This window comes from Albidovulum litorale (assembly GCF_025751495.1).
In the GTDB taxonomy this organism is placed as follows: Bacteria; Pseudomonadota; Alphaproteobacteria; order Rhodobacterales; family Rhodobacteraceae; genus Albidovulum; species Albidovulum litorale.
On sequence record NZ_JAOWKZ010000004.1, the window covers coordinates 449,173 to 461,680 of the forward strand.

Annotated in this window: 13 protein-coding genes; 8 read left to right on the top strand and 5 right to left on the bottom strand. The window is 62.4% G+C overall.

Features of this window, described 5'->3' with window-relative positions:
- Window positions 1–146 precede the first annotated feature (146 nt).
- From OEZ71_RS17490 to OEZ71_RS17505, 4 genes are all read left to right on the top strand, one after another.
- Window positions 147–1,148: a phosphatase PAP2 family protein gene (locus OEZ71_RS17490; RefSeq protein WP_263741338.1), complete on the top strand. Its 1,002-nt coding sequence runs from the start codon at window positions 147–149 to the stop codon at window positions 1,146–1,148.
- A gap of 213 nt (window positions 1,149–1,361) precedes the next feature.
- The gene (locus OEZ71_RS17495; RefSeq protein WP_263741339.1) at window positions 1,362–3,011 is read left to right on the top strand and encodes an electron transfer flavoprotein-ubiquinone oxidoreductase; all 1,650 of its coding nucleotides are present in this window, start codon (window positions 1,362–1,364) and stop codon (window positions 3,009–3,011) included.
- A 107-nt stretch (window positions 3,012–3,118) separates the two neighbouring features.
- Window positions 3,119–4,828 (top strand): tetratricopeptide repeat protein, encoded by a 1,710-nt coding sequence (locus tag OEZ71_RS17500; protein WP_263741340.1) that lies wholly within the window; start codon window positions 3,119–3,121, stop codon window positions 4,826–4,828.
- Entirely contained in the window at window positions 4,818–5,660 is an 843-nt protein-coding gene (locus OEZ71_RS17505) for a 4-(cytidine 5'-diphospho)-2-C-methyl-D-erythritol kinase (RefSeq protein ID WP_263741341.1), read from the top strand. The genes OEZ71_RS17500 and OEZ71_RS17505 overlap by 11 nt, the downstream gene beginning before the upstream one ends.
- Here OEZ71_RS17505 and OEZ71_RS17510 read toward each other — a convergent pair.
- Window positions 5,653–6,654, bottom strand: a complete 1,002-nt coding sequence (locus tag OEZ71_RS17510; RefSeq protein ID WP_263741342.1) for a polyprenyl synthetase family protein — start codon at window positions 6,652–6,654, stop codon at window positions 5,653–5,655. The genes OEZ71_RS17505 and OEZ71_RS17510 overlap by 8 nt on opposite strands.
- A 55-nt stretch (window positions 6,655–6,709) precedes the next feature.
- Between OEZ71_RS17510 and OEZ71_RS17515 the strand changes: the two genes are divergently transcribed.
- The 3 genes from OEZ71_RS17515 to OEZ71_RS17525 all read left to right on the top strand — a co-directional run bounded on the left by OEZ71_RS17515 (window position 6,710) and on the right by OEZ71_RS17525 (window position 7,978).
- Complete coding sequence (locus OEZ71_RS17515) at window positions 6,710–6,925, top strand: putative signal transducing protein (protein WP_263741343.1); 216 nt, start codon at window positions 6,710–6,712, stop codon at window positions 6,923–6,925.
- A 1-nt stretch (window position 6,926) separates the two neighbouring features.
- Window positions 6,927–7,688, top strand: coding sequence for a tRNA1(Val) (adenine(37)-N6)-methyltransferase (locus tag OEZ71_RS17520; protein ID WP_263741344.1), 762 nt, complete (start codon window positions 6,927–6,929; stop codon window positions 7,686–7,688).
- A 122-nt stretch (window positions 7,689–7,810) separates the two neighbouring features.
- Window positions 7,811–7,978, top strand: a complete 168-nt coding sequence (locus tag OEZ71_RS17525; protein WP_263741345.1) for a YdcH family protein — start codon at window positions 7,811–7,813, stop codon at window positions 7,976–7,978.
- A 153-nt stretch (window positions 7,979–8,131) separates the two neighbouring features.
- Here OEZ71_RS17525 and phbB read toward each other — a convergent pair whose 3' ends face one another.
- The 3 genes from phbB to OEZ71_RS17540 all read right to left on the bottom strand — a co-directional run bounded on the left by phbB (window position 8,132) and on the right by OEZ71_RS17540 (window position 11,182).
- Window positions 8,132–8,854: an acetoacetyl-CoA reductase gene (phbB, locus tag OEZ71_RS17530; RefSeq protein WP_263741346.1), complete on the bottom strand. Its 723-nt coding sequence runs from the start codon at window positions 8,852–8,854 to the stop codon at window positions 8,132–8,134.
- A gap of 106 nt (window positions 8,855–8,960) precedes the next feature.
- A complete protein-coding gene (locus OEZ71_RS17535) occupies window positions 8,961–10,136 on the bottom strand; it encodes an acetyl-CoA C-acetyltransferase (protein WP_263741347.1) in 1,176 nt (391 codons plus the stop codon).
- Window positions 10,137–10,342: 206 nt separating this feature from the next.
- Window positions 10,343–11,182, bottom strand: a complete 840-nt coding sequence (locus tag OEZ71_RS17540) for an EAL domain-containing protein (RefSeq protein ID WP_263741348.1) — start codon at window positions 11,180–11,182, stop codon at window positions 10,343–10,345.
- Between the two features lie 97 nt (window positions 11,183–11,279).
- Here OEZ71_RS17540 and OEZ71_RS17545 point away from each other — a divergent pair, with 97 nt between their 5' ends.
- Window positions 11,280–11,849, top strand: a complete 570-nt coding sequence (locus tag OEZ71_RS17545) for a DNA-3-methyladenine glycosylase I (RefSeq protein WP_263741349.1) — start codon at window positions 11,280–11,282, stop codon at window positions 11,847–11,849.
- 83 nt (window positions 11,850–11,932) lie between these two features.
- Here OEZ71_RS17545 and OEZ71_RS17550 read toward each other — a convergent pair whose 3' ends face one another.
- A complete protein-coding gene (locus OEZ71_RS17550) occupies window positions 11,933–12,490 on the bottom strand; it encodes a TlpA family protein disulfide reductase (RefSeq protein ID WP_263741350.1) in 558 nt (185 codons plus the stop codon).
- Between the last annotated feature and the right edge of the window lie 18 nt (window positions 12,491–12,508).

Genomic DNA, 12,508 nt, shown 5'->3' on the forward strand with positions numbered 1-12,508 from the left:
TGCCCGTACGCCAGCAATGGCCCCAAAATTGCCTCGTTTATTCGCGACACAAGCTTGTAAATCCGGGATGCGGCCAGAGGTCAATAGCCGCACGAGATGATCTTTGACCGGATGCAGGAATACGCCGAGAGCGCGCGGGCAAGAAGGTGAAGCGGTTTTTTCGTATCGTCATGGTCTATGTGTCTATCAGCTTCGCGATCACGGCAATCGTGCGCGATCTGACCGTGGATTTGATCGCTCTGGCCGGTGACGCCACGGTACAGTACGCATCATGGCTCCTTGCCGCTTCGATAATCTTGCTGCCCCTGTTCTTAATCGTCCCATTCATCATCGGTCGGTGCCGTGTCGTTTCGAACATCCGTCTGGCCATATATGCGATTCTCGGCAGCATATTCCTGCAGATTGGATTCGCCTTTCTCAAATCGACATTTCCCATGATCGTTCCTTTCTATGCCGATCCATCGCTTGCCAATTTTGACCGGTGGCTGCATGGCGGATACGGGCCTTGGGAACTTGCCCATTGGGTCGGCCACTATCTTCCCATTGACAGTTTGCTGCCTGTTTACCTCTGGGTCTGGGGCACTCCGGCGATCGCGCTGATCCTGATCATTGCAGTGACAGACCGCGACGACGCGAGGACGAAAAGGTTTGTCTCGCTGTATTTGGCCTGCTGGCTGGTCCTTGGCAATGTCATTGCCCTTGCTGGATCGTCAGTCGGACCCGTTTATTACGACGCCCTACTGGGCGGGGACCGTTTCGCGGGCCTACACGCGGCACTTGCCAATTCGGGCGTTGCCAATAGTGCTATCGGACGCATTCAACACTTACTCTGGAACGCATATGCCGAAACAGGGGGGGGTGTGGGATTGGGCATCTCCGCTTTCCCGAGCGTGCATGTCGGGATTGCGGCGTTGACCGCGCTTTACATGGCCGAACGCAGCCGCTGGCTGCTATTGCCCGGTCTCGTTTTCCTGGCCATCACTCTCTTCCTTTCGATCTACACAGGCTACCACTATGCCGTAGATGGATATTTCTCGATCCTGTTCATGGTCGGCATGTGGTTCGTGCTGCGCCGCGTGACCCTTACAGAGCTGACCTTGCCGGGATTGCGTGCCACGCAGAACGAGATGCCCGTCACGACCCAATAGAAGCGCACTGCCGCGCGTGGCGGCATTGTTCCAATTTTTGCCGTTTCTGACGCCTCATTTCCGCCAAGTGCCACCTATTGTCCGCCCCGAAAACAGGGCAGGCCGCCGCGCCGGTTTGGCGCGTGGCGTCATTATTGCGTCCGGCCGCCCGGTAGGCTAACGATCTTGCGCGTTGAAAGCGGGCGCGAGCAGGTGCGGCGAAAGGGAGAGACGATGGCCGAGATCGAACGGGAATCGATGGAATATGACGTTGTGATCGTCGGTGCGGGCCCCGCAGGCCTTTCTGCCGCGATCCGCCTGAAGCAGCTTGACGCCGACCTGAATGTCGTCGTGCTGGAAAAGGGGTCCGAGGTCGGCGCCCATATCCTGTCGGGCGCGGTTCTGGACACGGCCGGCCTCGACGCGCTGATCCCTGACTGGAAAGAGAAGGGCGCGCCGATCAGGACCGAGGTCAAGCAGGACAACTTCTACATCCTCGGCCCCGCAGGTCAGGTCCGCATCCCGAACTGGCCGATGCCGCCCCTGATGAACAACCACGGCAAATACATCGTCTCCATGGCCAATGTCTGCCGCTGGATGGCCGAGCAGGCCGAGGGCCTCGGCGTGGAGATTTTCCCCGGCTTCGCGGCCTCTGAACTTGTCTATGGTGACAACGGTGAAGTGAAGGGTGTTGTCGCGGGCGTCATGGGGCTGAACGCAGACGGCACGCCGGGCCCGAACTATGAGCCGGGCATGGAACTGCACGGCAAATACGTCTTCATCTGCGAAGGCGTGCGCGGTTCACTCGCCAAGGAAGTGATCGCGAAATACGACCTGTCGAAAGGCCACTGCCCGCAGAAGTTCGGCCTTGGCATGAAGGAAATCTGGGAGATCGACCCGGCCAAACACAAGGAAGGCACCGTCACCCATACGATGGGCTGGCCCCTTGGCGGCAATGCCGGTGGCGGGTCGTTCATCTACCACCTTGAGAACAATCAGGTCTATGTCGGCTTCGTGGTGCACCTGAACTACCAGAATCCGCACCTCTATCCGTACATGGAATTCCAGCGCTTCAAGCACCACCCGATGGTTGCTGAGCTTCTGAAGGGCGGCAAGCGCGTGGCCTATGGCGCGCGCGCGATCAGCGAGGGCGGCTGGCAGTCGATCCCGAAGGTCGTGGCGCCGGGCGTTGCCCTGCTGGGCTGCTCGGCGGGTCTGGTGAACGTGCCGCGCATCAAGGGCAATCACAATGCGATGCTTTCGGGTAAGGCTGCGGCGGAGGCTGCCCATGCGGCCATCGCGGCCGGCCGACAGGGCGATGAACTGGCGGCGTACGAAACTGACCTGCGGTCCGGCCCCATCGCCAAGGATCTGAAGAAGGTTCGCAACGTCAAGCCGATGTGGTCGAAATGGGGGATGATCCCCTCGCTCGTCCTCGGCGGGTTCGATATGTGGACGAACAACCTCTTCGGGCTGTCGCTCTTCGGCACGCTGAAGCATGGCAAGACCGATGCCGCCGCAACCGGCGAAGCGTCCAAGTTCCCCAAGATCGACTATCCACGGCCCGACGGCGTCCTGTCCTTTGACCGGCTGACCAATGTGTCTTTCAGCTTTACCAACCATGAAGAAAGCCAGCCGGCACATCTGAAGCTCAAGGACCCGTCGGTGCCGGTCTCGGTCAACCTGCCGAAATACGACGAACCGGCGCAGCGGTATTGTCCGGCGGGCGTCTATGAGGTGGTGGACGGCGAGGGCGGCCCGCGCTTCCAGATCAACTTCCAGAACTGCGTCCACTGCAAGACCTGCGACATCAAGGACCCGAGCCAGAACATCAACTGGACGACGCCGCAGGGCGGCGACGGGCCGAACTATCCGAATATGTAACAATCCCGGCATAAAATATCTTGCGGGGCGTCGGCAGCGGCGCCCCGCATTGCTTTGGGCGGTTGGCCGCACTAGGTTCAGGCGATGCCCCCGCTCAGGAGCCTTTCGTGACCCATCTGCGCCCGCTGTCCCTGATCCTTGCCCTCGGCCTTAGTCTTGGCACAACGGCGCCCGTGGTCGCGCGCGACGGACTGGCCGGGCCCTATCTGGCCGGGCGGCTTGCGAGCCGGGAATCGGATTACCGAACGGCTGCCGACTTCTTCATCAGGGCGCTGGTCTCCGATCCGACCAACCCGGCATTGCTGGAAAACGCGGTGGTCGCCCAGATCGGCCGGGGCACGGTTGAAAAGGCGCTGCCGAGCGTCGAGGCGATGAGCAAACTTGGGGCGAAAAGCCAGTTCGCTGACCTCGTGGTTCTGGCCGACTTTGCCCGCAAGGGCGAGTTCGAGGCGGCCGTGGCCGCGCTCGAATCGGGCCGCAGCTCCGGCCCGCTGGTTGACGGTCTTTATCGCGCCTGGGCGCTTGTCGGTATGGGCCGGATGTCAGAGGCGACGGTCGCTTTCGACGAGGTGGCCAACGGTCAGGGCACACGGATATTCGGGCTTTATCACAAGGCGTTGGCCTTGGCTTCGGTTGGTGATTTCGAGGGCGCTGACCACATCTTTTCCGGCGAGGAGGGTGGCCCCTTGCGCGCCACCAAGCGCGGTGTCATCGCCCATTCGCAGGTCCTGAGCCAGCTGGAGCGCAACACCGATGCGATCGAACTGATCGACGCGACCTTCGGTGAGGGTGGCGAGGCGACCATCGCCGATCTCAGGGCGCGTCTTGCCGCTGGCGAAACGCTGCCCTTCACGCTTGTCTCCGGTGCAGCCGGTGGCGTGGCAGAGGTCTTCTACACGGTGGCCTCGGCGCTTCAGGTCGAATCGACCGACCACATCACGCTCGCCTATGCCCGCATGGCCGAGTACGTCGCCCCAGATGATGCCGATGCGATTCTGCTTTGCGCCGAGATCCTTGAGGCGCAGGGGCAATACGAACTTGCGACCGAAGCCTTCGACCGCATTCCGCGCGAAAACCCGGCCTTCCTGTCGGCCGAACTTGGCCGGGCGGATGCGCTGATCGCCGGTGACCGCGTCGATGCCGCGATCGAGGTGCTGAAACAGCTTGCGAAGGATCATGCCGACCGGCCCGACATCTGGTCTGCTTTGGGCGATACCTACCGGCGTCAGGAACGCTATGGTGAGGCCGCCGATGCCTACGACAAGGCCATCGGCGCCCTGACCGGCGAGGAGCGCGGGCAGTGGATCGTCTACTATACCCGCGCCATTGCCAATGAGCGCCAGAAGAACTGGGACAAGGCCGAGGCCGATTTCCGCAAGGCGTTGGAGCTGAACCCCGACCAGCCTTCGGTGCTGAACTACCTCGGCTATTCCTATCTGGAGCGGAAGGAGAATTACGACGAGGCGCTGTCGATGATCGAACGCGCCGTCGCCGCACGCCCCGATGATGGCGCCATCGTCGACAGTCTCGGCTGGGCGCTCTATCGCCTCGGTCGCTATGACGAGGCGGTCGGGCATATGGAAAAGGCCGTCGAACTGATGCCGGTCGATCCGGTCGTCAACGACCATCTCGGCGATGTCTACTGGGCTGTCGACCGCAAGCGCGAGGCCGAGTTCCAGTGGAAGCGGGCGCTGTCATTCGAACCCGATACCGAGGAAGAGGCCGCGCGTATCCGGCGAAAGCTGGAAGTCGGTCTGGATGTCGTTCTGAAAGAAGAGGGCTCCGAGCCGCTCGCTGTCACCAAGAATGGCAATTGAGGTCTTTGCCCCGGCCAAGGTGAACCTTGCGCTGCATGTGACCGGCCAGAGGGCGGACGGCTACCATCTGCTCGACAGTCTCGTAGTCTTTGCCGGGGTAGGTGACGAAATCCGGGCGTCGCAGGACGACACACTCCGGCTTCACATTGTGGGATCGGAAGCGGCAGGACTGACCGCCGGTGACGACAATCTGGTCTTTCGGGCTGCACGGGTATTCGCGTCGGACCGGGGCGCGGCGATCACGCTGATCAAGGACCTGCCGGTGTCTTCTGGCATTGGCGGCGGCTCGGCAGATGCGGCGGCGACATTGAAGGCGCTGGCGCAGCTTTGGGGCGAAACCGTACCGACCAGAGAAGCGGCGCTCGCACTCGGGGCCGACGTGCCGGTCTGCCTGAACGGCCCCTCTCCGCAGCGGATGCGCGGCATCGGCGAACAGCTCGATCCCTTCGTCGGCCTGCCGGGTCCCCTTGCCATGGTGCTGGTCAATCCGCGTGTGGCCGTGTCGACGCCCGAGGTTTTCAAGGCGCTGTCCCGCAAGGACAATCCGCCGCTGGAAGAGGTCAGAGACGGGTTCGGCACGATCCCCGGTCTCATCGCGTGGCTGAAGCGCCAGCGCAACGACCTGGAGGCCCCGGCCATCGCGAAGGTTCCGGTGATTGGCGAGGTGCTCCGGTACCTCACGAGGGAGGGGTGCCTGCTGGCGCGGATGTCAGGGTCCGGTGCGACCTGTTTCGGGATTTTTGACGGTCAGGATGCGGCCCGGGACGCGGCCCGGCGGTTGCGCGAGGCCCATCCGGGCTGGTGGATCCGCGAAACTGTCGTGATTACTTGACGCGGGCGACGACGTAATCCGCAAGGTCACGCAGCATGTCGCGCAGGTCGTGCGCGGGCAGTGCATCCAGCGCAGTCTTGGCCTCTGCCGCCCAGCGCAAGGCCTCTTCCCGCGTCGCCTCCATCGTGCCGTGGCGCGCCATCAGCGACATGGCGTGTTCCAGATCACCGTCGCGCTGGTCGCCTTTTTCGATCACCCGGCGCCAGAAGTCGCGTTCCTCGGCCGAGGCCTGCGCCACCGCCTTGATCACCGGCATGGTCAGCTTGCGTTCGCGGAAATCGTCGCCGGTATTCTTGCCGATGACGCTGCTCGTGCCGCCGTAATCGAGAAGGTCATCGACGATCTGGAAGGCGATGCCGAGCGCGTCGCCATAGGTGAAGAGCGCCTTCACCTGTTCCTCGGGCGCGCCCGCAATGACGCCGCCGACCTCGGTCGCCGCCGAGAAAAGCGCCGCCGTCTTGCCGCGGATCACTTTCATGTAGATGCCTTCATCGGTGCGCAGGTCCTGCGCCGCGGAAAGCTGCAATACCTCGCCCTCGGCAATCGTGGCCGAGGCGTTCGACAGGATGTCGAGGACACGGAGCGAGCCGGTTTCGACCATCAGCTGGAAGGACCGGGAAAAGAGGTAGTCGCCAACCAGAACCGAGGACTTGTTGTCCCACAGGAGATTCGCCGTCGGCCGCCCACGCCGTTGCGCGCTTTCATCGACCACGTCGTCATGCAGGAGCGTTGCGGTATGGATGAACTCCACCGTTGCGGCGAGCCGGACATGATGCTCGCCCTGATAGCCCAGCATCCGCGCCGCCGCGAGCGTCAGCATTGGCCGCAGCCGCTTGCCGCCGGCCTCCACCAGATGGGCGGTCACCTCGGGGATACGTGGGGCATGTTCCGACGCCATGCGTGTCCGGATCAGCGTATTCACGGCATCCATGTCGCCGACCAGATAGGCGGCGAGCGCGTCGATCGGTTTTTGCACGGTCCGGTCCAGACTCATCCTTATCTCTTGTTCTCTCGACAAAGCTTAGGCCATGTCGTTTAAGTCTTGGAATATGAAAGAGCTTCTTAGAACCAATGACCCGACACTGATCGCATTCGTGACCGCTCTTCTTGACGATGAGGGTATAACGAGCTTTCAGATGGACGTCCACATGAGCGTACTGGAAGGGTCCATAGGCATTTTGCCGCGCCGGTTGATGGTGGGGGACCGGGATCTGTTTCTGGCCAGGTCGATCCTGAAGGAAAACGGGATCGAGGCGGGCGGCTGAGATGTTCGCCGAGGCCGAGCTGACCTGTGACGGCTTTCTGGGCGGGCGGCTGCGGATCTGGCAGCCAGTGGCGGGATATCGTGCGGCGATGGACCCGGTTCTGATGGCGGCCGCAGTTCCGGCGCGGATGGGGCAAAGCGTTCTGGAACTGGGCTGTGGCGCGGGCGTGGCGAGCCTTTGTCTTGGCGCACGGGTCGCGGGGTTGGATCTGACGGGTCTGGAACTGCAGCTGGGCTATGCCGCGCTGGCGCGGCGCAATGCCGAAGCCAACGGGCAGAGCGTCACTGTATTTGAGGGCGATCTTGGCGCGCCGCCGCCTGGCCTGCGCGCGCTTAGCTTCGACCATGTCATTGCGAACCCTCCCTATTTCGCAACCCGGGACGGGACGCCCGCCGCCGATGCCGGGCGCGAGCGCGCGCAGCGGGAGGCGACACCGATTGCCACATGGATGGATGCCGCGACCCGCCGTCTGCGGCCCGGCGGGCATCTGACAGTCATTCAGGCGGCCGAACGCCTGCCCGACCTCTTGCGGGCGCTGGATAACAGGGTCGGGGAGATTTCGGTCCTGCCCGTCGCGCCGCGCATCGGACGACCTGCCGGACGGGTGATCCTTAGGGCCCGCAAGGGCGCGCGCGGGGCGTTCCGCCTGCTGCCACCCTTCATCCTGCATGAGGGCGCTGAACATCAGTACGACGGTGACGATCTGACCCTCGCGGCACGGGCGATTTTGCGCGACGGTGCGGGGCTCGACCTGCCACGCTGACCTCCGATGGCAGAGTTTCGCCGCCCGCCCGGCCTTTTCATCAAATTCTTTTCCCTTCGGGCGTGACACGACTCACCGATTGTGATGGGATTGTGACAGAGTCCACAGGAGAGGAGACATCTATGTCGCTTGGTTCGCACCTGCAGGAGCTTCAGAAAAAGCACCAGAATCTGTCGGAAGCCGTGGAAGAGGCGCAGCGCCATCCGGGTTACGACGACCTCGCCATCGCCGACATGAAAAAGCAGAAACTGCGTCTCAAGGAAGAAATCGCGCGGCTTAGCCAGCACTGAACGACTGAGCGAAAATCATTCTGGCAAACGGTCTGCATTGTTCGTGCAAGACCGTCGGGGGCGCTTTAATTCCATTCACTGCATGTTGCTAATAATGAAGAAGCCGACCCCGAAGGGTCGGCTTTTTCGTTTATTGACATACTGCCAGAGTGGTCAGCCGAAGAACTGTGCGCCGTTGGCCGAGATGGTCGAGCCATTGATGAACTGCGCGTCATCCGAGGCGAGGAAGGCCACGCAGCGCGCAATCTCTTCCGGTTCGCCAAGACGGCCTGCCGGGATCTGCGCGATGATCGATTCACGCACCTTTTCCGGCACGGCCATCACCATCTCGGTGGCGATATAGCCGGGGCAGACGGCGTTCGCGGTGATCCCGGCGCGGGCGCCTTCCTGCGCGAGGCTGCGCACGATGCCGATGTCGCCTGCCTTGGTCGCGGCATAGTTGACCTGCGCGAACTGGCCCTTTTGTCCGTTCACCGAAGAAATGACGATGACGCGGCCGAATTTACGCTCACGCATGCCCGGCCAGACCGGGTGGATGGTGTTGAAGACACCGGTCAGGTTGGTGTCGATGACCTGCTGCCACTGCTCGGGGCTCATCTTGTGGAACGGTGCGTCGCGGGTGATGCCGGCATTGGCGACCACGACCTCGATGGGTCCCAGATCGGCTTCGACCTTCGCGATCCCCGCCTTGGACGCCTCGTAATCGGCCACGTTCCATTTGTAGGTCGGGATGCCGGTTTCCTTGGTGAAAGCGGCTGCGGCTTCGTCGTTGCCGGCGTAGTTGGCCGCAACCTTATAGCCCGCGTTCTTCAGGGCGGTAGAGATCGCGGCGCCAATGCCGCGGGATCCGCCGGTGACCAGTGCTACTCTCGACATGTTTCCTCCTGTTGAGCGAATGACGTTGAAATCCTGTTACCGAAACGAATTCGCGGGCGCAACATTATTGCGCCCGCGTTTTTCGCATTTGCAGAAAAAGTTGGGCTCAGGGGCGTTCCAGGCACATGGCGACGCCCATGCCACCGCCGATGCAGAGCGTGGCAAGGCCCTTCTTCGCACCCGAACGCTTCATTTCGAAGAGCAGAGTGTTGAGGATGCGCGCGCCCGAAGCGCCGATCGGATGACCGATTGCGATGGCGCCGCCGTTGACGTTCACCTTTGCCGGATCCCAGCCCATGTCCTTGTTCACCGCGCAGGCCTGTGCCGCGAAGGCCTCGTTCGCCTCGACCAGATCGAGGTCGCTGGCCTTCCAGCCCGCCTTTTCCAGCGCCTTGCGGCTGGCATGGATCGGGCCGACGCCCATGATCGAGGGGTCAAGCCCGGCGGTCGCGTAGGAGGCGATGCGGGCAAGCGGGGTCAGGCCGCGCTTTTCCGCCTCATCGGCCGACATCAGAAGGACGGCGGCGGCGCCGTCGTTGATGCCGGACGCATTGCCCGCCGTGACGCTGCCCTCCTTGGAGAAGGCCGGTCGCAGCTTCTGCATGCTCTCCAGCGTGGCGCCGTGACGGATGTATTCGTCCTGATCGACGATGATGTCGCCCTTGCGGGTCTTCACGGTGAAGGCCGCGATTTCATCGGCGAACTTGCCTGCCTTTTGCGCTGCTTCGGCCTTGTTTTGCGAGGCAAGCGCGAATTCGTCCTGCATCTCGCGGCTGATCTGCCATTTCTCGGCGACATTCTCGGCCGTGGTGCCCATGTGATAGCCGTTGAACGCGTCCCACAGACCGTCCTTGATCATCGAGTCGATGAACTTCATGTCGCCCATTTTCTGGCCCGCGCGCAGATGCGCGACATGAGGGGAGAGAGACATGTTTTCCTGCCCGCCGGCCGCGACGATGGCCGCGTCACCCAGCTGGATATGCTGGGCGGCCAGCGCCACGGTGCGCAGACCGGACCCGCAGACCTGGTTGATCGACCAGGCCGAGCTTTCGATCGGCAGACCGGCATTGATATGCGCCTGACGGGCGGGGTTCTGGCCCTGACCGCCGGTCAGGACCTGACCGAGGATCGTCTCCGATACTTCCGATTTGTCGATGCCTGCGCGGGCCACGACGGCCTCCAGTACGGCGGCGCCCAGATCATGGGCGGGCGTATTGGCAAAAGCGCCGTTGAAGCTGCCGACAGCGGTGCGTGCGGCAGAGACGATTACTACATTGGTCATGCCTCGGTCCTCATTCTGGGCGATTCTCATCCTGACGAAGGCCTGAATAGCACTTCGGACGCTGCTCTGCAGCATCACGATTGTTTCCCGAAGGTCAAGGCGTTTTGAAAGATTATTTCGCGCGGCCATTGCGCAGGTGGATCGTGCCCGCTTGCCCCGTCCGTTTTACCGGCCCGGAACCCGCATGGTATGCGCCAGGTCCAATGTCAGGCGCTCTTTTGCGCCTGCGGCATCTTCCACGGCGGAACGACCGTGGGCGCGCCGAAATAGTAACCCTGAAGACAGTCCATGCCGATGGCGCTCAGCCACGCGGCGTCGCGCGCCGTTTCGACCGATTCGGCTACCGCGAACATGTCGAAATGATGCGCGATGGAGAGAAGCGCCTGCGTCAGGACCTGATTGTCGGGGTTGTCGGCAACACCCCGGATGAACTGCCCGTCGATTTTCAGGATGTCGAAATAAAACTCCCGTAGATACCTGAACGAGGTAAAACCGGCACCAAAATCGTCAAGCGCGAAGGCGATCCCCTCGGCCTGAAGGTCCGACATGAAGACAGAGACAATGTCGGGCATGACCATGGCCGAGCTTTCGGTGATTTCCAGGATCAGCCGCTCTGCCACGGTCGCATCGCCCCTGAGCCCGTTGCGCAGCGTCCGCATCCAGCGCGGATAGGCGATGGACCGCGCCGACATGTTGATGGCAAGCCGGAGCGTCGGATCGCGTTTCAGCGAATTCAGCCCCATATCGAGCGCGAGGCAATCGATGATGCGGCCAAGCTCCTGCGTTTCGATCGTCTCGATGAAATCCTTGGCCGGAATGATCCGCCCGGTGTCGTCCAACAGCCGGATCAGACCTTCGTAGAACGCCGGCCTGTCGGGATGCGTGGCCTGAATCACCGGCTGGAACGCCAGTATCACGTCGCGTTTTTCAACCGCGCGGCGGACCATCGACATCGTCTCGCGGTCGCGCAGCCCGATCGCGGCGTTGAGCGGGCTTTCCTGCGCGGGGTCTCTTGGATCGTGTTTCGGTCTGCCCCTCTCCGGCATCGGAAATCTCCTCTCGGTCCCGGGACAGATTGGAACGAACGCGCTAAGAAGCGGTAAACGGATGCGGTCTTGTGTGTTGCCGGGAGGAAAAGCGCCGATGGAAGAACGTTGCAGCTGGTGCGGTGATGACCCGATCTACACCGATTACCACGATCACGAATGGGGCGTACCCGAATACGATGCGCGGGCGCTTTGGGAAAAACTCATCCTAGACGGGTTTCAGGCCGGGCTGAGCTGGATCACGATCCTGAAGAAGCGTGACAATTTCCGCGCCGCCTTTGACGGGTTCCGTCCCGAGGTCATCGCGCGGTGGGACGAGGCGGACGTGACCCGGCTTCTCGGCGATCCCGGCATAATCCGGTCGCGTGCGAAGATCGAGGCGACGATCGGCAATGCGCGGGCCTATCTGAAAATCGCCGAGAACGAGGGTTTCGACCAATTTTTCTGGCGCTACATGGATGGCAAGCCGCTCCAGAACCGGTTCCGGACCCTCGCCGAGGTTCCCGCCAGTACGCCCTTGTCCGAGCAAATCTCGAAGGACCTGAAAAGACAAGGGTTTCGCTTCTGCGGACCGGTTATCACCTATGCGTTCATGCAGGCCGTCGGCATGGTCAACGACCACCTCGTCACCTGTCCGGCGCATGACCGGGTGGCGCGGCTCGCCTGATCTTCTTCTGTTCGGAAATACGTTTGGGGTCTGGGGGTAAAACCACCGGGCTGGTCGGCCAAGGCTGAGACGAGGCCGAAACCCTATTCGGGCTTCAAAAGCGCCCCGATGATCGCGCGGGCGCTGTCGCTGTTCCATTCGGCGTCACCCGACATGCGCGCGATCTCGCGGCCCTCGGGGTCTAGGATCACGCTGACCGGCAGGCCCAGAACCCCCATCTCGCGCGACAGCGCCAGCTTCGGGTCGAGAAGGATCGGCAGGCTTTCCACGCCCACTTCGGCGAACAGCCGCTCGATGGCGGGCACCAGATTTCGGCCCGTGGCGATGGTCACGACCTCGAAATCATCGCCACCGAAATCGCGGTTCAGCGCGTCGAGCGCGGGCAGTTCCTTGCGGCAGGGCGCGCACCAGGTCGCCCAGAAATTCACCAGCACGTATTTGCCCTGCCAATCCGCCAGCGAATGTTCAGCGCCCGTCACGTCGGTAAAAGTCGTGGTCGGGACCGCCGTTGGTTCCGCCGCGAAGGCCAGTTTTTTCATCGAACCTTCGCGCAATGCTTCCAGTTCCGCCGTACCCGCCAAGGCGGCATTTGCACCAAGGGCAAGGGCCGTGTAGAGGACGGCGGCAGAGATGAAACGCATATAAGCCTCCGGGGGCGT

Bases quoted from the DNA above. Each gene is read 5' to 3' on its own strand.
- OEZ71_RS17495 (WP_263741339.1), top strand. From the start codon at position 1,362: ATGGCCGAGATCGAACGGGAATCGATGGAATATGACGTTGTGATCGTC.
- OEZ71_RS17505 (WP_263741341.1), top strand. From the start codon at position 4,818: ATGGCAATTGAGGTCTTTGCCCCGGCCAAGGTGAACCTTGCGCTGCAT.
- OEZ71_RS17510 (WP_263741342.1), bottom strand. From the start codon at position 6,654: ATGAGTCTGGACCGGACCGTGCAAAAACCGATCGACGCGCTCGCCGCC.
- OEZ71_RS17515 (WP_263741343.1), top strand. From the start codon at position 6,710: ATGAAAGAGCTTCTTAGAACCAATGACCCGACACTGATCGCATTCGTG.
- OEZ71_RS17520 (WP_263741344.1), top strand. From the start codon at position 6,927: ATGTTCGCCGAGGCCGAGCTGACCTGTGACGGCTTTCTGGGCGGGCGG.
- OEZ71_RS17525 (WP_263741345.1), top strand. From the start codon at position 7,811: ATGTCGCTTGGTTCGCACCTGCAGGAGCTTCAGAAAAAGCACCAGAAT.
- phbB (WP_263741346.1), bottom strand. From the start codon at position 8,854: ATGTCGAGAGTAGCACTGGTCACCGGCGGATCCCGCGGCATTGGCGCC.
- OEZ71_RS17535 (WP_263741347.1), bottom strand. From the start codon at position 10,136: ATGACCAATGTAGTAATCGTCTCTGCCGCACGCACCGCTGTCGGCAGC.
- OEZ71_RS17540 (WP_263741348.1), bottom strand. From the start codon at position 11,182: ATGCCGGAGAGGGGCAGACCGAAACACGATCCAAGAGACCCCGCGCAG.
- OEZ71_RS17545 (WP_263741349.1), top strand. From the start codon at position 11,280: ATGGAAGAACGTTGCAGCTGGTGCGGTGATGACCCGATCTACACCGAT.
- OEZ71_RS17550 (WP_263741350.1), bottom strand. From the start codon at position 12,490: ATGCGTTTCATCTCTGCCGCCGTCCTCTACACGGCCCTTGCCCTTGGT.